General features: G+C 60.2%; 27 protein-coding genes. 20 read left to right on the top strand and 7 right to left on the bottom strand.

Going from position 1 to position 19,558, the window contains the following annotated elements; translation table 11 throughout:
* The first annotated feature begins 121 nt into the window (after window positions 1–121).
* The 5 genes from CJU81_RS08040 to CJU81_RS08020 all read left to right on the top strand — a co-directional run bounded on the left by CJU81_RS08040 (window position 122) and on the right by CJU81_RS08020 (window position 4,009).
* Window positions 122–694, top strand: a complete 573-nt coding sequence (locus CJU81_RS08040) for a YqgE/AlgH family protein (protein ID WP_095036184.1) — start codon at window positions 122–124, stop codon at window positions 692–694.
* On the top strand, window positions 694–1,134 hold the full coding sequence (ruvX, locus tag CJU81_RS08035) for a Holliday junction resolvase RuvX (RefSeq protein WP_088378774.1): 441 nt from the start codon (window positions 694–696) through the stop codon (window positions 1,132–1,134). Before CJU81_RS08040 ends, ruvX begins: the two co-directional genes overlap by 1 nt.
* An 83-nt stretch (window positions 1,135–1,217) precedes the next feature.
* A complete protein-coding gene (gene pyrR / locus CJU81_RS08030) occupies window positions 1,218–1,724 on the top strand; it encodes a bifunctional pyr operon transcriptional regulator/uracil phosphoribosyltransferase PyrR (RefSeq protein ID WP_095036183.1) in 507 nt (168 codons plus the stop codon).
* A 12-nt stretch (window positions 1,725–1,736) separates the two neighbouring features.
* Complete coding sequence (locus CJU81_RS08025; protein WP_095036182.1) at window positions 1,737–2,741, top strand: aspartate carbamoyltransferase catalytic subunit; 1,005 nt, start codon at window positions 1,737–1,739, stop codon at window positions 2,739–2,741.
* The gene (locus CJU81_RS08020; RefSeq protein WP_095036181.1) at window positions 2,738–4,009 is read left to right on the top strand and encodes a dihydroorotase; all 1,272 of its coding nucleotides are present in this window, start codon (window positions 2,738–2,740) and stop codon (window positions 4,007–4,009) included. Before CJU81_RS08025 ends, CJU81_RS08020 begins: the two co-directional genes overlap by 4 nt.
* 62 nt (window positions 4,010–4,071) lie before the next feature.
* On the opposite strand, the gene CJU81_RS08015 is transcribed toward CJU81_RS08020, so the two are convergent.
* Window positions 4,072–4,488, bottom strand: a complete 417-nt coding sequence (locus tag CJU81_RS08015; RefSeq protein WP_095036180.1) for an NINE protein — start codon at window positions 4,486–4,488, stop codon at window positions 4,072–4,074.
* Between the two features lie 252 nt (window positions 4,489–4,740).
* On the opposite strand from CJU81_RS08015, the gene CJU81_RS08005 reads away from it, so the two are divergent.
* The 11 genes from CJU81_RS08005 (at window position 4,741) to CJU81_RS07955 (ending at window position 12,504) form a co-directional block, all read left to right on the top strand.
* Window positions 4,741–5,388: a C40 family peptidase gene (locus CJU81_RS08005; protein WP_095036178.1), complete on the top strand. Its 648-nt coding sequence runs from the start codon at window positions 4,741–4,743 to the stop codon at window positions 5,386–5,388.
* A gap of 118 nt (window positions 5,389–5,506) precedes the next feature.
* Complete coding sequence (locus CJU81_RS08000) at window positions 5,507–6,193, top strand: YggS family pyridoxal phosphate-dependent enzyme (RefSeq protein ID WP_095036177.1); 687 nt, start codon at window positions 5,507–5,509, stop codon at window positions 6,191–6,193.
* Window positions 6,194–6,226: 33 nt separating this feature from the next.
* The gene (proC, locus tag CJU81_RS07995; protein ID WP_095036176.1) at window positions 6,227–7,045 is read left to right on the top strand and encodes a pyrroline-5-carboxylate reductase; all 819 of its coding nucleotides are present in this window, start codon (window positions 6,227–6,229) and stop codon (window positions 7,043–7,045) included.
* A gap of 11 nt (window positions 7,046–7,056) precedes the next feature.
* A complete protein-coding gene (locus CJU81_RS07990) occupies window positions 7,057–7,644 on the top strand; it encodes a YggT family protein (RefSeq protein ID WP_016782540.1) in 588 nt (195 codons plus the stop codon).
* Window positions 7,644–7,934, top strand: coding sequence for a DUF167 domain-containing protein (locus tag CJU81_RS07985; RefSeq protein ID WP_095036175.1), 291 nt, complete (start codon window positions 7,644–7,646; stop codon window positions 7,932–7,934). Before CJU81_RS07990 ends, CJU81_RS07985 begins: the two co-directional genes overlap by 1 nt.
* A 199-nt stretch (window positions 7,935–8,133) precedes the next feature.
* Window positions 8,134–9,273, top strand: coding sequence for a homoserine O-succinyltransferase MetX (gene metX, locus CJU81_RS07980; protein WP_016782542.1), 1,140 nt, complete (start codon window positions 8,134–8,136; stop codon window positions 9,271–9,273).
* Between the two features lie 7 nt (window positions 9,274–9,280).
* Window positions 9,281–9,901: a methionine biosynthesis protein MetW gene (gene metW / locus CJU81_RS07975; protein ID WP_016782543.1), complete on the top strand. Its 621-nt coding sequence runs from the start codon at window positions 9,281–9,283 to the stop codon at window positions 9,899–9,901.
* Between the two features lie 25 nt (window positions 9,902–9,926).
* The gene (locus tag CJU81_RS07970) at window positions 9,927–10,364 is read left to right on the top strand and encodes a DUF4426 domain-containing protein (protein WP_095036174.1); all 438 of its coding nucleotides are present in this window, start codon (window positions 9,927–9,929) and stop codon (window positions 10,362–10,364) included.
* Window positions 10,361–10,957: an RdgB/HAM1 family non-canonical purine NTP pyrophosphatase gene (gene rdgB, locus CJU81_RS07965; protein WP_095036173.1), complete on the top strand. Its 597-nt coding sequence runs from the start codon at window positions 10,361–10,363 to the stop codon at window positions 10,955–10,957. The genes CJU81_RS07970 and rdgB overlap by 4 nt, the downstream gene beginning before the upstream one ends.
* Complete coding sequence (hemW, locus tag CJU81_RS07960) at window positions 10,954–12,168, top strand: radical SAM family heme chaperone HemW (RefSeq protein ID WP_095036172.1); 1,215 nt, start codon at window positions 10,954–10,956, stop codon at window positions 12,166–12,168. Before rdgB ends, hemW begins: the two co-directional genes overlap by 4 nt.
* Before the next feature lie 9 nt (window positions 12,169–12,177).
* Window positions 12,178–12,504, top strand: coding sequence for a DUF3392 domain-containing protein (locus CJU81_RS07955; protein ID WP_046810379.1), 327 nt, complete (start codon window positions 12,178–12,180; stop codon window positions 12,502–12,504).
* A 200-nt stretch (window positions 12,505–12,704) separates the two neighbouring features.
* On the opposite strand, the gene trmB is transcribed toward CJU81_RS07955, so the two are convergent.
* The 4 genes from trmB to CJU81_RS07935 form a co-directional block, all read right to left on the bottom strand.
* On the bottom strand, window positions 12,705–13,427 hold the full coding sequence (gene trmB / locus CJU81_RS07950) for a tRNA (guanosine(46)-N7)-methyltransferase TrmB (RefSeq protein WP_016782548.1): 723 nt from the start codon (window positions 13,425–13,427) through the stop codon (window positions 12,705–12,707).
* 9 nt (window positions 13,428–13,436) lie between these two features.
* Window positions 13,437–14,231: a thiazole synthase gene (locus tag CJU81_RS07945; protein ID WP_086795669.1), complete on the bottom strand. Its 795-nt coding sequence runs from the start codon at window positions 14,229–14,231 to the stop codon at window positions 13,437–13,439.
* Window positions 14,232–14,288: 57 nt separating this feature from the next.
* Window positions 14,289–14,489 carry a sulfur carrier protein ThiS gene (gene thiS, locus CJU81_RS07940; protein ID WP_016782550.1) on the bottom strand — a complete coding sequence of 67 codons (201 nt, stop codon included), beginning with the start codon at window positions 14,487–14,489 and terminating at the stop codon, window positions 14,289–14,291.
* 80 nt (window positions 14,490–14,569) lie between these two features.
* Window positions 14,570–14,941, bottom strand: coding sequence for a DUF423 domain-containing protein (locus CJU81_RS07935; RefSeq protein WP_095027514.1), 372 nt, complete (start codon window positions 14,939–14,941; stop codon window positions 14,570–14,572).
* Window positions 14,942–14,986: 45 nt separating this feature from the next.
* On the opposite strand from CJU81_RS07935, the gene mtgA reads away from it, so the two are divergent.
* Complete coding sequence (gene mtgA / locus CJU81_RS07930) at window positions 14,987–15,742, top strand: monofunctional biosynthetic peptidoglycan transglycosylase (protein WP_441007408.1); 756 nt, start codon at window positions 14,987–14,989, stop codon at window positions 15,740–15,742.
* 141 nt (window positions 15,743–15,883) lie between these two features.
* Here the strand turns inward: mtgA and rloA2 are convergent, their stop codons facing one another.
* Entirely contained in the window at window positions 15,884–16,384 is a 501-nt protein-coding gene (gene rloA2, locus CJU81_RS07925) for a retropepsin-like aspartic peptidase RloA2 (protein WP_095027515.1), read from the bottom strand.
* A 222-nt stretch (window positions 16,385–16,606) separates the two neighbouring features.
* Here rloA2 and CJU81_RS07920 point away from each other — a divergent pair, with 222 nt between their 5' ends.
* Complete coding sequence (locus CJU81_RS07920; protein WP_095036171.1) at window positions 16,607–17,494, top strand: acyltransferase; 888 nt, start codon at window positions 16,607–16,609, stop codon at window positions 17,492–17,494.
* 3 nt (window positions 17,495–17,497) lie between these two features.
* Here the strand turns inward: CJU81_RS07920 and CJU81_RS07915 are convergent, their stop codons facing one another.
* On the bottom strand, window positions 17,498–18,055 hold the full coding sequence (locus CJU81_RS07915; RefSeq protein ID WP_095036170.1) for a DUF2780 domain-containing protein: 558 nt from the start codon (window positions 18,053–18,055) through the stop codon (window positions 17,498–17,500).
* Window positions 18,056–18,237: 182 nt separating this feature from the next.
* Here CJU81_RS07915 and CJU81_RS07910 point away from each other — a divergent pair, with 182 nt between their 5' ends.
* On the top strand, window positions 18,238–18,870 hold the full coding sequence (locus CJU81_RS07910; RefSeq protein ID WP_254924821.1) for a sigma-70 family RNA polymerase sigma factor: 633 nt from the start codon (window positions 18,238–18,240) through the stop codon (window positions 18,868–18,870).
* Window positions 18,867–19,541, top strand: a complete 675-nt coding sequence (locus CJU81_RS07905; protein WP_095036169.1) for an anti-sigma factor — start codon at window positions 18,867–18,869, stop codon at window positions 19,539–19,541. Before CJU81_RS07910 ends, CJU81_RS07905 begins: the two co-directional genes overlap by 4 nt.
* The last annotated feature ends 17 nt before the right edge of the window (window positions 19,542–19,558 follow it).

Genomic DNA, 19,558 nt, shown 5'->3' with positions numbered 1-19,558 from the left:
TCGCTGCGTTTTAACGTTAAACCGCGCCGCCTGTATCGCGAGCATGCCCGCTCCCACAAAGACCTAGGAATCTTGAGCTGCAAACTTGTCAGTTAACGCTGCCAGCGCCACACTAAGACTCATGAAAAAACACGCGCCGACTTACCTCAAGCATCAATTCCTGATCGCCATGCCCCATATGGCCGACCCGAATTTTGCCCACTCCTTGACCTACATCGTCGAGCACACGGCCAATGGCGCCATGGGGCTGATGGTCAACCGCCCGCTGGAACTGAGCCTGGCAGATATTCTTGAGCAGTTGCGCCCGGAAAAACCGTCTTCACCCCTGTGCCAGCACGTACCGATTTTCGGTGGCGGGCCTGTCATGATCGACCGTGGCTTTGTCCTGCATCCGGCCAGCATGAACTTTGACGCTACCGTCGAACTCGATGACGGGCTGGCCCTGAGCACCTCTGCCGATGCGTTGTTCAGCATTGCCGATGGCCGCGGCCCGAACCGCAGCCTGATCTGCCTGGGCTATGCCGGCTGGGATGCGGGCCAGCTGGAAGCCGAATTGGCCGACAACGCCTGGCTGACCTGCCCGTATTCCGCTCATATCCTGTTTGATACCCCAAGCGAGCTGCGCCTCGACGCGGCCGCCAAACACCTCGGAGTGAACCTCAATTTGTTAAGCACCCAAGCAGGCCATTCCTGATGGCCAGCCTTCGTTTACTGCTGGGCTTTGACTACGGCACGCGCTCCATCGGCGTGGCTGTGGGCCAGATGATCACCGGCCAGGCCCGCGAGCTGTGTAACCTGAAAGCCGAAAATGGCATCCCCAAGTGGGAAGAAATCGAAAAGCTGATCAAGGAATGGCAGCCCGACGCGATGGTGGTCGGCATGCCCCTGAACATGGACGGCACCCCGAGCGACTTCTGCGCCCGCGCGCAAAAATTTGCCAACCGTCTGAATGGCCGCTTCAATCTGCCGGTTTTTACCCATGATGAACGCCTGACCACCTTCGAAGCCAAGGGCGAACGCCGGGCCCAGGGCGGCCAGCGCGGCAGTTACCGCGACAACCCCGTCGATGCCATCGCCGCCAAGCTGGTGCTGCAAGGCTGGCTCGACGAGAACCCGGCGCACTCTCAAGACTGACCCGGCGCTTGTACAATTGACCCGCCTCATTGTTTGCGCCCGCCGCCGCACGTTCTGCTGCGCGGGCCTTTTAAGGAGCCACCATGATCCTGCCTGTTCCCGCTGAACTGATCTCCCAGATGGCCCTTGATCTCAAGGCCCACCTGGCCCGTCGCGGTATCACTGAACCGCGTTTTATCGGTATTCGCACCGGCGGCATCTGGGTTGCCCAGGCGCTGCTCAAGGCGCTCGGCAGCGATGCGCCGCTGGGCACGCTGGACGTGTCGTTCTACCGCGATGACTTCAGCCAGAACGGCCTGCACCCACAAGTGCGCCCTTCCGAGCTGCCGTTCGAAATCGAAGGCCAGCACCTGGTGCTGATCGACGATGTACTGATGAGCGGTCGGACCATTCGCGCGGCGCTGAACGAACTCTTCGACTATGGTCGTCCGGCCAGCGTAACCCTGGTCAGCTTGCTTGACCTGGACGCCGCCGAGCTGCCGATCCGCCCGAATGTGGTCGGGGCCACCTTGTCACTCAAGCCAAGCGAACGGGTAAAATTGTCCGGCCCTGAACCACTGACACTCGAACTTCAAGACCTAGCCCTCTAAGAGACCATTGCGATGACGCCTACAGACGCCAAGCGCCCGCTGCAGCTCAATGATCAGGGCCAGCTGCGCCACTTTCTGTCGCTCGACGGCTTGCGCCGTGAGCTGCTGACAGAAATCCTCGACACCGCCGACTCGTTCCTTGAAGTTGGCGCCCGGGCGGTTAAAAAAGTCCCGTTGCTGCGCGGCAAGACCGTATGCAACGTGTTCTTCGAGAACTCCACCCGCACCCGTACAACCTTTGAAATGGCCGCCCAGCGCCTGTCTGCCGACGTGATCACGCTCAATGTGTCGACCTCGTCAGCGAGCAAGGGCGAAACCCTGCTCGATACCCTGCGCAACCTTGAGGCCATGGCCGCCGACATGTTCGTGGTGCGCCACGGTGACTCCGGCGCCGCCCATTTTATTGCCGAGCACGTGTGCCCGCAGGTGGCGATCATCAACGGCGGTGACGGCCGCCATGCCCACCCGACCCAGGGCATGCTCGACATGCTGACCATCCGTCGGCACAAGGGCGGCTTCGAAAACCTGTCGGTGGCCATCGTCGGCGACATCCTGCACTCGCGGGTAGCGCGCTCGAACATGATCGCCCTCAAGACCCTGGGCTGTAAGGACATTCGCGTTATCGCGCCGAAAACCCTGCTGCCGATCGGCATCGAGCAATACGGCGTGAAGGTCTACACCGACATGACCCAAGGCCTCAAAGACGTGGACGTGGTGATCATGCTGCGCCTGCAGCGCGAGCGCATGTCCGGTGGCCTGCTGCCGAGCGAAGGCGAGTTCTACCGCCTGTTCGGCCTGACCACTGCCCGCCTGGCCGGGGCCAAGCCTGATTGCATCGTCATGCACCCGGGGCCGATCAACCGTGGCGTCGAGATTGAATCCGCGGTGGCCGATGGCCCGCATTCGGTGATCCTCAACCAGGTGACCTACGGCATTGCCGTGCGCATGGCGGTGTTGTCCATGACCATGAGCGGGCAAACCGCCCAGCGCCAATTCGAACAGGAGAACGCCCAGTGAAGCTCAGCATTCTCGGCGCCCGTGTAATTGATCCGACCAGCCACCTGGATCAAGTGACTGACCTGCACCTGGAAGCCGGCAAGATCGTTGCCATTGGCGCAGCACCAGCCGGTTTCACCCCGACGCAAACCATCGAAGCCAAAGGCCTGGTGGCCGCCCCCGGGCTGGTTGACCTCAACGTTGCCCTGCGCGAACCGGGCTACAGCCGCAAGGGCACCATCGCCAGTGAGACCCGCGCCGCAGCGGCCGGTGGTGTCACCAGCCTGTGCTGCCCGCCGCACACCAAGCCGGTGCTGGACACCTCGGCCGTCGCCGAGCTGATCCTTGACCGCGCCCGTGAAGCCGGCAACTGCAAGGTGTTCCCGATCGGTGCGTTGAGCAAAGGCCTGGACGGCGAGCAACTGGCCGAACTGATCGCCCTGCGCGACGCAGGCTGCGTGGCATTTGGCAACGGTCTCAGCAGCTTCACCAACACCCGCACCCTGTGCCGGGCGCTGGAGTACGCGGCCACGTTCGACCTGACCGTGATCTTCCACTCCCAGGACCGTGATCTGGCCGAGGGCGGGATTGCCCACGACGGCGCAATGGCAGCGTTCCGCGGTTTACCGGGTATTCCGGAAACGGCCGAAACCGTAGCACTGGCCCGTGACCTGCTGTTGGTTGAGCAAAGTGGCGTGCGTGCGCACTTCAGCCAGCTGACCAGCGCCCGCGGTGTGGCCCTGATCGCCCAAGCCCAGGCCCGCGGCCTGAAAGTCACTGCGGATGTGGCGTTGTATCAGCTGATTCTGACTGATGAAGCGCTGGTGGATTTCTCCAGCGTTTACCACGTACAGCCGCCGCTGCGCACCCGCGCCGACCGTGACGGCCTGCGCGAGGCCGTGAAGTCAGGTGTGGTGCAGGCCATCTCCAGCCATCACCAGCCCCACGAGCGTGACGCCAAGCTGGCCCCGTTCGGCGCGACCGAACCGGGCATGAGCAGCGTTGAAGTGCTGCTGCCGCTGGCGATGACCCTGGTAGAAGACGGCTTGCTCGACCTGCCGACGCTGCTCAACCGCCTGAGCGCTGGCCCGGCCGAAGCCCTGCGCCTGCCAGCCGGCAAGCTGGCAGTGGGTTCGGCGGCGGACCTGGTGCTGTTTGACCCGGCGGCCTCGACCCTGGTTGGTGAGAAATGGCATTCCAAAGGCGACAACTGCCCGTTCCTCGGCCATTGCCTGCCGGGTGCCGTGCGTTACACGCTGGTGGATGGTCGGATCAGTTACGAAGGCTAACAACGGCCCTCACCCCAACCCTCTCCCTCCGGGAGAGGGCTAGGGTGAGGGGCTTTTGATCTTTAGCGGCGCTCTGCGTTTTTGATCGAGATCTGCTCGTTCAAGGTCCAGAAGTCGTACAGGATACCGATCAGGAACAAACCACCGGTAAACAGGTAGATGATCCCCGTGATCCATTTGCCCATGTACATGCGATGTACGCCAAAAACGCCCAGAAACGTCAGCAGAATCCATGACACGCTGTAGTCGGTGTCACCTGCGGTGAACCGCAAGTCAGCTTCACGATCCATGCTCGGGATCAGGAACAAGTCGACCAACCAGCCGATACCCAACAAGCCCAGGGTGAAAAACCAGATCGTCCCGGTTACCGGCTTGCCGTAATAGAAGCGGTGCGCTCCCAGAAAACCGAAAATCCACAGCAAATAACCCAGCACTTTGCTGTGAGTATCGCGCTGTACATCATCTCGATAGCCGCTCATAAATGCCCTCTTTGCTGCTGATAGAAAAATATTGTGAAGTTTTTTGTGACTTTTTTACTGTCGCGCAAAAGGTAAAAGTGTCTTACAAGAATCGGCGCAAAGCCTTGTAGGACCTGACCTGCACCCTCGCCATGCGACAATTTGCCACCACGTTTACGGAATTTGACCCTACAGTCCACCTGACAAATGGCCTGAGAAAGGACAAAAAAGCTGTTATAAAGTTTCGCGTTTATAACCATTGAGCCCTGCCGAATGCGTCCTATATTCAAGACATGGCTAACCATTTGCCTATTATTGCCACTGGCCGCCCACGCCACCAATCGTGAGCAACACCTTCCTTCGGGCTTCACCGGCTACACCGCAAAGTCATCTGCGGGCACGCCTTATGTTGCCTCTACCAGCAAGACCGTAGCACGTCCTGCGTCCAGTAAAGCCCACCGCAAGGCCCCCGGCAAAATTGCGGCCGCTTCCCTGGCCGCCGCCAACAAGCAGAGCAGCACGGTCCTGAGCCGCGCCGTCAACGTGCTGGGCACTCCTTATCGTTGGGGCGGCAGCAGCCCAAGTAAAGGGTTCGACTGCAGCGGGCTGGTCAAATACGCCTTTAATGACGTGGCCACCGTTGATTTGCCGCGCACCTCCAGCGAAATGGCCAGCGGCCATGGGCAAAAGGTCGAACGCAAAGACCTGAAGCCTGGCGACCTGCTGTTTTTCAATATCAAGAGCCGCAAGGTCAACCACGTTGCCATTTACCTGGGCAATGACCGCTTTATTCATGCCCCGCGTCGCGGCAAATCGGTGACTATCGACACGCTGCAAAAGCCTTACTGGCAAAACCACTACGTAGTCGCCAAGCGCGTTCTGCCAAAAGAGAAAGGCGCTTTGCAGGTCGTACAACGCTAAGCGCAGGCAAATCCTGCAGCCGCTGCCAGCGGCTGCAGGCCAACCAGGTCGGCGATATCCATCCCCCCTCCCAATTCCAGTAGAATGCCGCTGACTTTCACAACAGCGGGCTTAAAGAATGTCCACGATAGCAGGCAACATTGCCCAAGTTGAGGCGCGCATACGCGCAGCCGCACTGGCTGTGCAACGTGATGTAACCAGCATTCATCTACTCGCTGTCAGCAAGACCAAACCTGCTGGCGCGCTGCGTGAAGCCCATGCCGCGGGCATTCGCGACTTCGGTGAAAACTACCTGCAGGAAGCCCGCACCAAACAGGTCGAATTAGCCGACCTGCCCTTGTGTTGGCACTTCATCGGCCCCATTCAATCGAACAAGACGCGCGACATCGCCGAGCATTTCGCGTGGGTGCATTCCGTGGACCGGCTCAAGATTGCCCAGCGTTTGTCTGAACAACGCCCGGCCGACTTGCCGCCGCTCAATATCTGCATTCAGGTCAATGTCAGCGGTGAGGCCAGCAAATCGGGCTGTACCCCGACTGACTTGCCTGCGCTGGCGGCCGCCATCAGCGCCCTGCCACGCTTGAAGCTGCGCGGCCTGATGGCGATACCCGAACCCACGGAGGACCGCGCCGAGCAGGACGCTGCCTTTGCGGCAGTACGCACCTTGCAAGAGAGCCTGAACATGGGCCTCGACACGCTTTCAATGGGCATGAGCCACGACCTGGAGTCGGCGATTGCCCAAGGCGCCACCTGGGTGCGTATCGGCACTGCATTATTTGGCGCCCGTGACTACGGCCAGGCCTGAAAGGGCCTATCTCATTTTTTATAAGGATCGGTTATGAGCAAAATGCGTATTGCCTTTATCGGCGCCGGCAACATGGCTTCCAGCCTGATCGGCGGCCTGTTGGCCAAAGGTCTGGATGCAGCACAGATCCGCGCCAGCGATCCGGGTGCCGAGACGCGGGCCAAAGTGGCCGCCGAGCATGGCATCGAACTGTTTGCCGATAACGCGCAAGCCATCCAGGACGCCGACGTGATTGTCATTGCGGTCAAGCCACAGGCCATGAAAGCCGTGTGCCAGGACCTGCGTGCGCATCTGCAGCCCCATCAACTGCTGGTGTCCATTGCTGCCGGCATTACCTGCGCCAGCCTGCTTAACTGGCTGGGCAACCAGCCACTGGTGCGCTGCATGCCAAACACCCCGGCCCTGCTGGGCAAGGGCGTGAGCGGCCTGTTCGCCACTGCCGACGTCACCGCCGAGCAACGCCAGCAGGCTGAACAACTGCTCAGTGCCGTGGGCATCGTGGTGTGGGTAGACAGTGAAGCGCAGATCGATGCCGTGACGGCCGTGTCCGGCAGCGGCCCCGCGTACTTCTTCCTGCTGATCGAAGCCATGACCGATGCAGGCGTCAAGCTCGGCCTGCCCCGTGAGGTGGCCAAGCAACTGGCCGAGCAAACCGCTCTGGGCGCCGCACACATGGCCGTGGCCAGCGATGTCGATGCCGCCGAACTGCGCCGCCGCGTGACCTCGCCTGCGGGCACCACTGAAGCTGCGATCAAATCATTCCAGGCCGACGGCTTTGCCGCCTCGGTCGAAAAAGCATTGAGTGCCGCCGCGCACCGCTCGGCCGAAATGGCTGAACAACTGGGTCAATAAAGGAGTACATGATGTCCGGACTTAATGGCGCTGCCATTTTCGTGATTCAAACCCTGGGTAGCCTCTACCTGCTGATCGTCCTGCTGCGGTTTATCCTGCAGCTGGTGCGGGCCAACTTCTACAACCCGCTGTGCCAGTTCATCGTCAAGGCCACCCAGCCGCTGCTCAAGCCGCTGCGCCGGGTGATCCCGAGCGTGTTCGGCCTCGACATGTCGTCGCTGGTGCTGGCGATTCTCGTGCAGATGGTGATCTTCGCCGTAGTCCTGACGCTCAGTTACATGTCCTTCAACATTCTGGGCCTGCTGCTGTGGGCGATCATTGGCGTGACCGCGCTGTTTTTGAAAGTGTTCTTCTTCGCCATGATCATCAGCGTGATCCTGTCGTGGGTAGCACCGGGCAGCGTCAGCCCTGGCGCGGAACTGGTCAACCAGATCACCGAACCTGCCCTGGCACCGTTCCGCCGCTTCCTGCCAAGCATGGGCGGCCTGGATATCTCGCCGATCCTGGCGTTCATGGTGATCCAGCTGATCCAGAGCTTCGTGATCCCGCCATTGGCCATGTACGTCGGCATGCCGGTCATCTTGTTCGGCCTGATCTGATGAGCTACTACCGTTGGGACGGCGAGGATCTGATTCTCGACTGTCACCTGCAACCCAAGGCCAGCAGCGACGAGTTTGCCGGCCTGCACGGTGACCGTCTGAAAATCCGCCTCACCGCTCCTCCGGTAGAAGGCAAGGCCAACGCCCACCTGATGGCTTTTCTGGCCAAGGCGTTCGGCATTGCCAAAAGCCAGGTGAGCCTGATCAGCGGCGAACTCAACCGGCAGAAGCGTGTGCGTTTGCATGCGCCGAAAAAACTGCCGGACTTGCCAGGTTTGTCCCGACCCTGAACCAAAACTTGTAGTCGCTGCCGCAGGCTGCGAAGAGTTGCGTAGCAACTCGTTGTCCAGAGGGCGCCCACGATCCCCTTCGCAGCCTGCGGCAGCGACTACAGGTTTGGGTCAGGTCATAAAATCAGCCCAGACCATTGCTTGCTGCTGCGCCCCCCGCTCATTAGACTTACGCCTCATTTAAATGAGAGCAGGGTCGATGCCAGCTGCCTTTCCCCCCGATTCCGTTGGTCTTGTCGTGCCGCAAACGGCGCACTTCAACGAGCCCCTCGCGTTAGCCTGCGGTCGCTCACTGCCTGCCTATGAACTGATTTACGAAACCTACGGCCAGCTCAATGCCACGGCCAGCAATGCCGTGCTCATCTGTCACGCGCTGTCAGGGCATCATCACGCGGCGGGTTATCACAGCGCCGACGATCGCAAGCCCGGCTGGTGGGACAGCTGCATCGGCCCCGGCAAGCCCATCGACACCAACAAGTTCTTCGTCGTCAGCCTCAACAACCTGGGCGGTTGCAACGGCTCCACCGGGCCAAGCAGCCTCAACCCGCAAACCGGTCGCCCGTTTGGCGCCGACTTCCCGGTACTGACCGTTGAAGACTGGGTTCACAGCCAGGCACGCCTGGCTGACCGCCTGGGCATCAACCAGTGGGCTGCGGTAATCGGCGGCAGCCTGGGTGGCATGCAGGCGTTGCAGTGGAGCATCAGCTACCCGGATCGCCTGCGCCATTGCCTGGCGATTGCCTCGGCGCCCAAGCTGTCCGCGCAAAACATCGCGTTCAACGAAGTTGCCCGTCAGGCCATCCTCACCGACCCCGAGTTCCACGGTGGTTCGTTCCAGGAAAAAGGCGTGATTCCCAAGCGCGGCCTGATGCTGGCGCGCATGGTCGGGCACATCACCTACCTGTCCGATGACTCGATGGGTGAAAAATTCGGCCGTGGCCTGAAGAACGAAAACCTCAACTACGACTTCCATAGCGTCGAGTTCCAGGTCGAGAGCTACCTGCGTTATCAGGGTGAAGAGTTCTCCGGGCGCTTCGATGCCAACACTTACCTGCTGATGACCAAGGCGCTGGACTACTTCGACCCGGCAGCCAACTTCGATGACGATCTGGCCAAAACCTTCGCCGGGGCCAAGGCGCGCTTCTGCGTGATGTCGTTCACCACCGACTGGCGCTTCTCGCCGGCCCGTTCGCGGGAGCTGGTGGATGCACTGATGGCGGCAAAAAAAGACGTCTGCTACCTGGAAATCGATGCTCCGCAAGGCCATGACGCCTTCCTGATCCCGATCCCGCGTTACCTGCAAGCCTTCAGCAACTACATGAACCGCATAGAACTGTGAGAACGCCATGAGAGCCGACCTGGAAATCATCCAAGACTGGATCCCCGCCGGCAGCCGCGTGCTCGACCTCGGTTGTGGTGATGGCGAACTGCTGAGCTGGCTACGCGACAACAAGCAAGTCACCGGCTATGGCCTGGAAAACGACCCGGACAACATCGCCGAGTGCGTCGCCAAGGGCATCAACGTGATCGAGCAGGACCTGGACAAGGGCCTGGGCAATTTTGCCAGCAACAGCTTCGACATCGTGGTCATGACCCAGGCGCTGCAGGCCGTGCATTACCCCGACCGGATTCTCGACGAAATGTTGCGCGTCGGTCGCCAGTGCATCATCACCTTCCCCAACTTCGGTCACTGGCGCTGCCGCTGGTACCTGGCCAGCAAGGGGCGGATGCCGGTTTCCGAATTTCTGCCGTACACCTGGTACAACACGCCGAACATTCACTTCTGTACTTTCGAAGACTTCGAAGCGCTTTGCCGCGAGCGCGAAGCACAAGTGATCAACCGCCTTGCCGTAGATCAACAACACCGACACGGGTGGGCGAGCAAGATATGGCCTAACCTGTTGGGCGAGATTGGCATTTATCGTGTCAGCAGTCCCGGCCTTCAGGATCATCAGGTCGCGGTCTAAACCAGCAAGTTCAAGGAGAGTGACAATGGGTCGTATTGGATTACTACTGCTTTCGATGTGTTTTGGCATGCAGGCCTTTGCCGGTGACGGCACATCTGCCCAGCGTCAGCAGACGTTTGGCGATACAACGGTGTATTACAACGCGTTCCCGTCGACTTTCCTGACGCCGGACATCGCCAACGAATTTGAGGTCACCCGCAGCAAAACCAATGGGGTGCTCAACATCACCCTGAACAAGGGCGGCAAGAACATTGCCGCCAACGTTCAAGGCACGGTGCAGACCGGCGATGCCAAGCCAACGCCACTGACCTTCCGTCAGGTGGGCAAGAACGGCGAAATCAATTATCTGGCCCAGTTCCCGGTGGCCGGTCCGCAGACCTTCACCTTCAAGGTAGATGTGAAAGCCGGCGGCGCCACCTCTGAAACCATCCAATTTTCTCAAATGGTCGCTCCAATCGAATGATGAACCTTACGCAACTGGTACTGGCTAGCCACAACGCCGGCAAACTCAAAGAACTTCAGGCCATGCTCGGCGAGTCGGTGCAGTTGCGCTCGATTGGAGAATTCAGCAGCGTCGAGCCGGAAGAAACCGGCTTGTCGTTTGTTGAGAACGCAATTCTTAAAGCCCGCAATGCGGCACGTATCTCGGGCTTGCCGGCACTGGCCGACGACTCGGGGCTGGCCGTGGACTTTCTCGGCGGCGCTCCGGGTATCTACTCGGCGCGCTACGCCGATGGCCAAGGCGATGCGGCGAACAACGCCAAACTGCTCGATGCCCTCAAGGACGTGCCCGAGGCCGAGCGCGGCGCACAGTTTGTCTGCGTGCTGGCACTGGTGCGCCACGCCGACGACCCGCTGCCGATCATCTGTGAAGGCCTGTGGCACGGGCGTATCCTGCCTGCCGCCAGTGGCGAGCACGGTTTTGGCTATGACCCGCTGTTCTGGGTACCTGAGCGCAACTGCTCCAGTGCCGAACTGAGCCCGTCGGAGAAAAACCAGCTGAGCCATCGTGCTCGTGCCATGGTTCTGCTGCGTCAGCGTTTGGGCCTGAAATGACCCACGACACACCTCCACAGCCGCTCTATCTGGGCGCGGCTGGCTTTACCCAGCAGGCGCCACGCGCGCCGCTGAGCCAATTGCCACCCCTGTCGCTGTATATCCATATTCCGTGGTGCGTGCGCAAATGCCCGTATTGCGACTTCAACTCCCACACCGCCAGCCCGGTGCTGCCCGAAGAAGAGTACGTCGACGCGTTGCTGGCCGATCTCGATCAGGACCTGCACGCGGTTTATGGCCGCGAGCTGAGTTCGATTTTCTTCGGTGGCGGCACGCCAAGCCTGTTCAGTGCGCAAGCATTGGGCCGTCTGCTCAAGGGTGTTGAAGCACGTATCCCGTTTGCCCACGATATCGAAATCACCCTGGAAGCCAACCCGGGCACTTTCGAGCAGGAAAAATTCGTGGCTTACCGCAAGCTGGGGATCAACCGCCTGTCGATCGGCATCCAGAGCTTCCAGCAGGAAAAACTGCAGGCCCTGGGCCGCATCCACAACGGTGACGAAGCGGTGCGCGCGGCCGGCATGGCGCGACAGGCAGGTTTTGACAACTTCAACCTGGACCTGATGCACGGCCTGCCCGATCAGTCCCTCGACGACGCCCTGAGCGACCTGCGCCAGGCCATCGCGCTCAAGCCGACCCACCTGTCGTGGTATCAGCTGACACTGGAGCCCAATACGGTGTTCTGGAACCAGCCGCCGGTACTGCCTGAAGACGACACCCTGTGGGACATTCAGGAAGCCGGCCAGGCGCTGCTCGCCGAACATGGCTACGCCCAGTATGAAGTGTCTGCCTATGCCCAGCCTGGCCGCCCGGCGCGGCATAACCTCAACTACTGGAGCTTTGGCGACTTTATCGGTATTGGCGCTGGCGCCCACGGCAAACTGAGCCATCCTGATGGTCGCATCGTGCGCACCTGGAAAACTCGCCTGCCTAAGGACTACCTGAATCCGGCGAAAAACTTTCAAGCAGGCGAGAAAACCCTGACAGCTGAAGAGCTACCTTTTGAGTTTCTAATGAACGCCTTGCGCCTGACCGACGGCGTTGATTCGGCGCTCTACCCTCAGCGCACCGGGCTGGCACTGGACAGCTTGAGCATTGGACGCAAAGCAGCCGAACAAAGTGGCTTATTGCAGGTCGAACCGTCACGCCTGGCGGCAACCGCCCGAGGCCAGCTGTTTCTCAACGACTTGTTGCAGCACTTTTTGACCTAAGGAACTCGAATGGACTTGGTACTTGACCTGCTTGCCACCGTATCGCGCTGGAGCCGCAGCCACCTCTCGGAGATTGCCCTGGCCTTGATTGGCTGTGTGCTGGTGCTGTTCGGTGCCGACTTCAAGGGCTGGGTCGAACAGCGCCTGGGCAGCATTGCCGGCGCCCTGCGTGTGCCGCTCATGGCCCTGCTTTGCCTGATCGGCAGCGGTGCGGCGCTGATCTACGCCACGCCGTGGGTCGAACGCGGGTTGAGCCAGTTCAACAACTACAGCCTGGCGCCTGTACTGTTGGTGGTGCTGGTGTTGATCGGGGTGGTGGCGGATCGACGGGGGTAGACGTAACTGACTGTAGTCGCTGCCGAGGCACGAGGCTGCGATCGGCGGCGAAGCCGTCGTAAAACCAGATAATGCATTTTTTCAGGAAGACTGCGCATTCAGGATTTACGACCGCTTCGCGCTCGAACGCAGCCTTCGGCAGCTGCTACAAATGCCATGCTGAACCGGCCCCAGAACTGAGGCCGGTATAGAAAAACCGTTTACGCCAGTTTTTCGAACTTCAAATCCCACACGCCATGGCCCAGTCGTTCGCCGCGGCGTTCGAACTTGGTCACCGGGCGCTCAGGCGGACGTGGCACGCACTTGCCGTCTTCAGCCAGGTTGCGATAACCCGGCGCGACGTTCATCACTTCCAGCATGTATTCAGCATAGGGTTCCCAATCGGTAGCCATGTGCAACACGCCGCCGACCTTGAGCTTGGAGCGCACCAGTTCCGCGAAGGACGCTTGCACGATCCGGCGCTTGTGGTGACGGCTCTTGTGCCAAGGGTCCGGGAAGAACAGCAGCAGGCGATCAAGGCTGTTGTCTGCCACGCAACGGGTCAGTACTTCGATCGCATCGCAATCGTAAACCCGCAGGTTGGTCAGGCCTTGAGTCAGCACGCCATTGAGCAGCGCGCCCACACCCGGGCGGTGTACCTCTACGCCGATAAAGTCCTGTTCAGGCGAAGCCGCTGCCATTTCCAGCAGTGAATGGCCCATGCCAAAACCGATTTCCAGGGTGCGCGGCGCTGAGCGACCGAACACCTGGTCGAAATCGACAGGCGCGTCAGCCAGTGGCAGTACATACAGCGGCGTGCCTTGATCGAGGCCGCGTTGCTGGCCTTCGGTCATGCGCCCGGCGCGCATCACAAAACTCTTGATGCGACGGTGTTGGCGATCTTCGCCTTCTTCCGGGATTGGGGTGTCTAGTGATTCAGTCATCAGTGGCTCTTACTTGATCAGACCATCCAGCGGCGAAGAGGCGCTGGCATAGAGTTTTTTCGGCATGCGCCCGGCCAGATACGCCAGACGGCCCGCCACAATGGCGTGTTTCATGGCTTCAGCCATGATGATCGGATGCTGGGCATTGGCGATGGCCGAGTTCATCAGCACCGCCTCGCAGCCCATTTCCATGGCGATGGTCGCGTCGGAGGCAGTGCCCACGCCCGCATCGACCAGCACCGGAATTTTTGCTTCTTCAAGGATGATGCGCAGGTTGTAGGGGTTGCAGATCCCCAAACCGGTACCGATCAGACCGGCCAGCGGCATCACGGCAATACAGCCCATCGCCTCGAGTTCGCGGGCAATGATCGGGTCATCACTGGTGTACACCATCACGTCGAAACCGTCCTTGACCAGGATCTCGGCGGCCTTGAGGGTCTCGATGACGTTGGGGAACAGGGTTTTCTGATCGGCCAGCACTTCCAGCTTGACCAACTTGTGGCCGTCGAGCAGCTCACGGGCCAGGCGGCAAGTACGCACGGCTTCGACTGCGTCGTAGCAACCGGCGGTGTTCGGCAGGATGGTGTAGCGATCCGGCGGCAGTACGTCGAGCAGGTTAGGCTCGCCAGGATTCTGACCGATGTTGGTACGACGCACGGCAACGGTGACGATTTCAGCACCCGAGGCTTCGATGGCCAGGCGGGTTTCTTCAAGGTCACGGTACTTGCCGGTGCCCACCAGCAGGCGCGACTGATAAGTACGGCCAGCCAGGGTAAAAGGCTTGTCGTTGCGAACGTTGCTCATCGGGAATCCTCTTTAATTATGTGCACTGCGGGGTGAGCGTGACGCGTAAGGCAGTACTTAGCCGCCACCGATGGCGTGCACCACTTCGACCTGATCACCTGCTTTGAGTACCGTCTCGGCATGCTGGCTGCGCGGGACAATGTCCAGGTTCAGCTCGACCGCGACCCGACGGCCGGTCAGTTCCTGACGGGCCAAAAGGTCGGCGACGGTCTCGCCGTCCGGTAGTTCAAAGGATTCACCGTTCAACTGAATGAGCATGCGCGACGCTGCCTTCATTTTAAGGGGCCAGCATTCTAGCCCGATCAGTCAGGTCGACCCAAGCCATTCATCTTGCAAGCTCAGCTCAGGCGCCAGGCGGCGAGCCCCAGGCACAGCCAGCCGGCCAAAAACGCCAGGCCACCGAAGGGCGTGATGATCCCCAGCTTGCTGATGCCGGTCATGGTCAGTACGTACAGGCTGCCGCTGAACAGCACAATCCCCAGAGCGAAACAGACGCCGGCCCAGGTCACCAGGCGCCCGGGAAGGTGGGTGGCCAGCAGGGCCACGCCGAACAGGGCCAGGGTATGCACGAGCTGATAGGTCACGCCTGTATGAAAAATAGCCAGATACTGCTCTGTCAAACGACCTTTCAGGCCATGGGCGGCGAAAGCGCCCAGTGCAACACCGGTAAAGCCGAAGAACGCGGCCAGCATCAAAAAAACGCGCAGCATGGGGTAACTCCAGTCGGGATCATGGAATAGCGCAGTGTCTGTATAATGGCCCGCTCAACGGGTTCGGCCAAGTCATCCATGCTGCGTTTTCTTGTTCATCGCTTTCTTAAAGCCCTGCTCTGGTTCGCAGTGGGCAGCGCATTGCTGGTGCTGATTTTTCGCTGGGTGCCACCCCCCGGCACGGCACTGATGGTCGAGCGCAAGGTCGAGTCGTGGCTTGATGGCCAGCCGATTGACCTGCAACGCAGCTGGCGGCCGTGGGATGAAATATCCGACGAACTGAAAGTTGCGGTCATGGCGGGTGAAGATCAGAAATTCCCCGAGCACTGGGGTTTTGACTTCGGGGCGATCAGGGCTGCGCTGATCCACAACGAGCAAGGCGGCACAGTGCGCGGCGCCAGTACGCTGAGCCAGCAAGTGTCGAAGAACCTGTTTTTGTGGTCGGGCCGCAGTTGGCTGCGCAAAGGTCTGGAAGCCTGGTTTACCGCGTTGATTGAAGTGTTGTGGCCCAAACAGCGGATTCTGGAGGTGTACCTCAATAGCGCGGAGTGGGATGAAGGCGTGTTCGGCGCCGAAGCCGCAGCACAGCATCACTTTGGCGTGAGCGCCAAAAACCTTTCGCGCCAGCAGGCCAGTTATCTGGCGGCCGTGCTGCCCAGCCCGCTGAACTGGAGTGCCAGCCACCCCAGCACCTATGTCAGCCGCCGCGCCGGCTGGATTCGTCAGCAAATGAGCCAGTTGGGTGGCGACAGCTATCTCACCACTCTGAACAACTCACGCAAGGCGCCTTGGTCCAGTTAACCTGAAAGCCTGAAAGCCCCTCACCCCAGCCCTCTCCCATAGGGAGAGGGGGCTTGTTCGGGGGTGACGCGGATTTTGAGTACGCTGAAGATCGGCCCCCTCTCCCTCCGGGAGAGGGCTGGGGTGAGGGCCGGGGGTGACTCAGCAATCCGGCTTGTCAGCCGTATAACGACGGGCCGGATTCACCGCCGCACCAAACTCGCGCAGCGCCTTGGCGCCGATCAACAGCGGGTAGTTGAAGCTGCTCCGATCGGTAAGGTTGACCTCCACGGTGCGCTTGACGTTACCCAGGCACATTTCCAGATCCACCACCGGGCGCTTGGCGCTTTCGGGCGTGTCCCGGTCTTCATCTTCATCGGCGCGGCTTTTGATTTTGCTGATGCGCGCCACCTTATGTTCATACACTTTGCTGCTTGCGCCTTCGGTGGCCAGCTGGAAGCGTACCCACTCTTCACCGTCACGGGTAAAGGTCTGGATATTTTTGGCCGACAGCGACGCGGTCAAGGCACCCGTGTCCATCTTGGCTTTAAGGGTCTCGCCGATTTCCGGCAATTTGATGTACTCGTAACGCCCGTAAAGGGTCGGCTCGGCGGCCATTACCGGCAGCGCCAATACAGACAGCAACGCAAGAACAGACTTCATGCAGGCATTTCCTTTGAAAAAGTAAGAGTTAGACCACTTAGCCACAGTAGGTTCACACTGGGTGTGTGGGAGCGAGCCTGCTCGCGATACTGGCGACCTGATGAGTCTGCTTCACCGCGTTGAGGCTATCGCGAGCAGGCTCGCTCCCACAAGGTCCATGGATTTGGCGTTCTACGCCAGTCTGCTTATCATGACCCGTCCTTAAACGTTCAAGAGTTGCTTATGCGCCGCCTGCTCACCGGCTGTCTGGTCACCCTGTTATTGCTGTGCAACACCCTGATCCTGTTCGGGCCGTTGATGCTGTTTGCCTTGCTCAAACTGGCATCGTCGGGGCGCCTGCGCGACTACAATTCGCGGGCGGTGATGTGGATCGCCGAAACCTGGTCCGAAATCGACAAACGCATTTTTGCCCTGTGCCTGCCCACCCAATGGGACATTCGCGGCGCCGAAGGCCTGAGCCGCGATACCTCGTATCTGGTGATCAGCAATCACCAGTCGTGGGTCGATATCCCCGCCCTGATGCAGGGCCTGAACCGACGCACGCCGTTCTTCAAATTCTTCCTGAAAAAAGAACTGATCTGGGTGCCCTTTCTGGGCCTGGCCTGGTGGGCCCTCGACTACCCCTTCATGAAGCGTTATTCCAAGGCCTTTCTGGCCAAACACCCGCAGCTCAAAGGTGAAGACCTGAAGATCACCCGGGCCGCCTGCGAACTGTTCAAGCGCCAACCGGTGACGATCGTCAATTACCTCGAAGGCACGCGTTTCACCCCGGCCAAACACGCGCAGCAACACTCACCCTATACCTGGCTGCTCAAGCCCAAGGCAGGCGGCGTAGCGTTTGTGCTGGCGGCGATGGGCGAACAGCTGGATGCCGTGCTCGACGTGACCGTGGTTTATCCACAGGCAAAGATTCCGGGCTTTTGGCAGTTGATCAGCGGGCAGGTGCCCAAGGTGATTGTCGATATACAGACCCGCGAACTGGATCCGGCATTGTGGCAGGGGGATTACGAAAACGACCCGGTGTTCCGTGAACAGGTCCAGGGCTGGGTCAACCAGCTCTGGACCCTGAAAGACCAGCGCATCAGCACTTTGCGTGCCGAGCGCGGCTAGCCTTTAAACGCCCCAGGCGCTGCTCAGTTTGCTCAGCAGCGAAGTGCTGACGTTCTGGCCTTTGAAGTAGTCCAGCAATACCGGGGCAAACTTGGCAACCATGCCGTCCTGCATGCCCAGCGCAGTAAAGGCGCTGTTGAGCTGGTCAGTGTTGGCCACGTTGCTCACAGCGCTGGTTGCGGTCTCGGAAACGCCGCTGGACTTGCCCAGCAAGCCGCCCAACTGGCTCAGTTGGCCCAGGGCACCGGCGCCTGCCAGCTTGTTCACGCCTGGCACTTGCTTGGTCAGTTCGGAGTAGTCGCTGGAGGTCAGCTGGTTTTTCGCAAGGCTCAACATCGCGCCAATACCGCCCGCCGCCTGCTCAGGCTTGACGCCCAGCTCGTTGACCTTGGTCAGCATTTGCACGGCTTGTGCCGATTTGTCCGTGGTTGCGCCGTTACCGTTGCCACCCTGCACTTGCGCAGCCACGTTGGCCACGTCGCTCAGGCTAAAACCTGCAAACACCGGGCTCGCTGCCACGGTCATCAATGTTGCCAGTGCCACGCCGCTCAACTTTTTCATCGCTTCAACCTCTAGAACCAAAAAACCGCCCGCCATGGAGCGGTAAAACTATGGGTAAGACCCAAAAACCGGACAGATGTTCCCAAGTGCCACTATCGGATCAGACGGCCTGCGATCTTAATTGAAAACAGGTGCATCCGCTGAGCCCTTGCCTGCGTATACAGAGCAGCGAGGTGACTCACATGATTGGAACAACCCCACACCCTGAACTACCCTCAACCGACAACTGGTCTGAAGTCCTGGCTTTTTTTGAGGGGAGAACAGCTATTTTAACCGCCAATACCGATTACCTTGAAAAGCTCCTGGCCCAATGTTCACTGGGTAATCGGCGCGCCTTCGAAACCCTCTATCGCAGTGTGGCCCCGCGCTTGTACAGCGTGGCTTTGCGCTGCATGGGGCGCAGTGATCTGGCAGAGGAAGTGGTGCAGGAAAGTTTTGTGCGTATCTGGCACAACGCCTCGCGTTACGAAGCCCATTTGTCGGCACCGCTGACCTGGATGATCACCATCACCCGCAACCAGGCCATCGACCAGTTGCGCAAGCACCGCGAATTGCCATTGAGTGACCTGCAGCAGGACGCCGTGGCCGATCAAAGCCCCAGCGCCCTGGAACAACTGGACAGCGCCCGTGAAGCACGCGCCCTCAACCAATGCCTGGAAGGTCTGGAGGGCATGCAGCGCCAGAGCATCACCATCGCTTATTTTCATGGCCTGAGCGCCAGCGAACTGGCGCAGCAATTGGCCGCGCCGCTGGGGTCGGTCAAGTCCTGGATCCGCCGGGGTATGGAGCGACTGCGCAGGTGCCTCGAATCATGAACTATCAAACCCCCGAGCTGCGCCGTGCGCTGGCTGCCGATTACGCCATCGGGCTAATGCCGCCCAGGGCCCGCAGACGCTTTGAGCACCTGCTGCAAGGCGATGCGCTTCTGCGCGCCGAACTGGCCCGCTGGCTGGAACACCTTAACCTGCTGACCGAGCCCCTGATCGAGCAACCTGTTCCCGGTCACGTATGGCAGGCGATCGTGGCGCGCATCGAACCGCAAACCCTGCATGTGCCGGCAAAGCGTGCGTTCTGGAACTGGCTGCGCTTGAGTGCACTTGCCGGTTCACTGCTGATCGCCCTGAGCGTAGGCCTGCTGTATAACCGCGACAACGTTCAGTACAAGGCCACCTTGCTCAGCGGCACGGCGCAGCCCGCCCTGCGTATCGAGGCGCACGCTGACTATCTGAAGGTGCGGCCACTGGAACTGGCGGCTGTGGATACAGGCCGCAGCCTGGAGTTGTGGGCGATACCGGTCGAAGGCAAACCGGTGTCCTTGGGGCTGATCCCCCGCGATGGCGATGGGCGGATCGTACTCAGCCAAAGCCAGCAGCAATTGATCAGGATTCCGGTGGTGCTGGCGGTCAGCCTTGAACCCCAGGGCGGCTCACCAACCGGGCAACCAACCGGCCCCGTGCTGTATCAGGGACCGTTGGCGGCACTGTAAAACCCGTAGTCGCTGCC

This window comes from Pseudomonas fragi, from assembly GCF_002269505.1.
Taxonomy (GTDB): Bacteria; Pseudomonadota; Gammaproteobacteria; order Pseudomonadales; family Pseudomonadaceae; genus Aquipseudomonas; species Aquipseudomonas fragi_D.
This window is presented reverse-complemented; position numbering and strand designations above follow the sequence as displayed.

Bases quoted from the DNA above. Each gene is read 5' to 3' on its own strand.
- CJU81_RS07920 (WP_095036171.1), top strand. From the start codon at position 16,607: ATGCGCCGCCTGCTCACCGGCTGTCTGGTCACCCTGTTATTGCTGTGC.
- CJU81_RS07935 (WP_095027514.1), bottom strand. From the start codon at position 14,941: ATGCTGCGCGTTTTTTTGATGCTGGCCGCGTTCTTCGGCTTTACCGGT.
- CJU81_RS08015 (WP_095036180.1), bottom strand. From the start codon at position 4,488: ATGAGCGGCTATCGAGATGATGTACAGCGCGATACTCACAGCAAAGTG.
- CJU81_RS07910 (WP_254924821.1), top strand. From the start codon at position 18,238: ATGATTGGAACAACCCCACACCCTGAACTACCCTCAACCGACAACTGG.
- ruvX (WP_088378774.1), top strand. From the start codon at position 694: ATGGCCAGCCTTCGTTTACTGCTGGGCTTTGACTACGGCACGCGCTCC.
- mtgA (WP_441007408.1), top strand. From the start codon at position 14,987: ATGGCCCGCTCAACGGGTTCGGCCAAGTCATCCATGCTGCGTTTTCTT.
- proC (WP_095036176.1), top strand. From the start codon at position 6,227: ATGAGCAAAATGCGTATTGCCTTTATCGGCGCCGGCAACATGGCTTCC.
- rdgB (WP_095036173.1), top strand. From the start codon at position 10,361: ATGATGAACCTTACGCAACTGGTACTGGCTAGCCACAACGCCGGCAAA.
- CJU81_RS08000 (WP_095036177.1), top strand. From the start codon at position 5,507: ATGTCCACGATAGCAGGCAACATTGCCCAAGTTGAGGCGCGCATACGC.
- hemW (WP_095036172.1), top strand. From the start codon at position 10,954: ATGACCCACGACACACCTCCACAGCCGCTCTATCTGGGCGCGGCTGGC.
- thiS (WP_016782550.1), bottom strand. From the start codon at position 14,489: ATGCTCATTCAGTTGAACGGTGAATCCTTTGAACTACCGGACGGCGAG.
- CJU81_RS07955 (WP_046810379.1), top strand. From the start codon at position 12,178: ATGGACTTGGTACTTGACCTGCTTGCCACCGTATCGCGCTGGAGCCGC.
- CJU81_RS08025 (WP_095036182.1), top strand. From the start codon at position 1,737: ATGACGCCTACAGACGCCAAGCGCCCGCTGCAGCTCAATGATCAGGGC.
- trmB (WP_016782548.1), bottom strand. From the start codon at position 13,427: ATGACTGAATCACTAGACACCCCAATCCCGGAAGAAGGCGAAGATCGC.
- CJU81_RS07990 (WP_016782540.1), top strand. From the start codon at position 7,057: ATGTCCGGACTTAATGGCGCTGCCATTTTCGTGATTCAAACCCTGGGT.
- CJU81_RS08005 (WP_095036178.1), top strand. From the start codon at position 4,741: ATGCGTCCTATATTCAAGACATGGCTAACCATTTGCCTATTATTGCCA.
- metX (WP_016782542.1), top strand. From the start codon at position 8,134: ATGCCAGCTGCCTTTCCCCCCGATTCCGTTGGTCTTGTCGTGCCGCAA.
- metW (WP_016782543.1), top strand. From the start codon at position 9,281: ATGAGAGCCGACCTGGAAATCATCCAAGACTGGATCCCCGCCGGCAGC.
- CJU81_RS07905 (WP_095036169.1), top strand. From the start codon at position 18,867: ATGAACTATCAAACCCCCGAGCTGCGCCGTGCGCTGGCTGCCGATTAC.
- CJU81_RS08040 (WP_095036184.1), top strand. From the start codon at position 122: ATGAAAAAACACGCGCCGACTTACCTCAAGCATCAATTCCTGATCGCC.
- CJU81_RS07985 (WP_095036175.1), top strand. From the start codon at position 7,644: ATGAGCTACTACCGTTGGGACGGCGAGGATCTGATTCTCGACTGTCAC.
- pyrR (WP_095036183.1), top strand. From the start codon at position 1,218: ATGATCCTGCCTGTTCCCGCTGAACTGATCTCCCAGATGGCCCTTGAT.
- CJU81_RS07915 (WP_095036170.1), bottom strand. From the start codon at position 18,055: ATGAAAAAGTTGAGCGGCGTGGCACTGGCAACATTGATGACCGTGGCA.
- CJU81_RS07945 (WP_086795669.1), bottom strand. From the start codon at position 14,231: ATGAGCAACGTTCGCAACGACAAGCCTTTTACCCTGGCTGGCCGTACT.
- rloA2 (WP_095027515.1), bottom strand. From the start codon at position 16,384: ATGAAGTCTGTTCTTGCGTTGCTGTCTGTATTGGCGCTGCCGGTAATG.
- CJU81_RS07970 (WP_095036174.1), top strand. From the start codon at position 9,927: ATGGGTCGTATTGGATTACTACTGCTTTCGATGTGTTTTGGCATGCAG.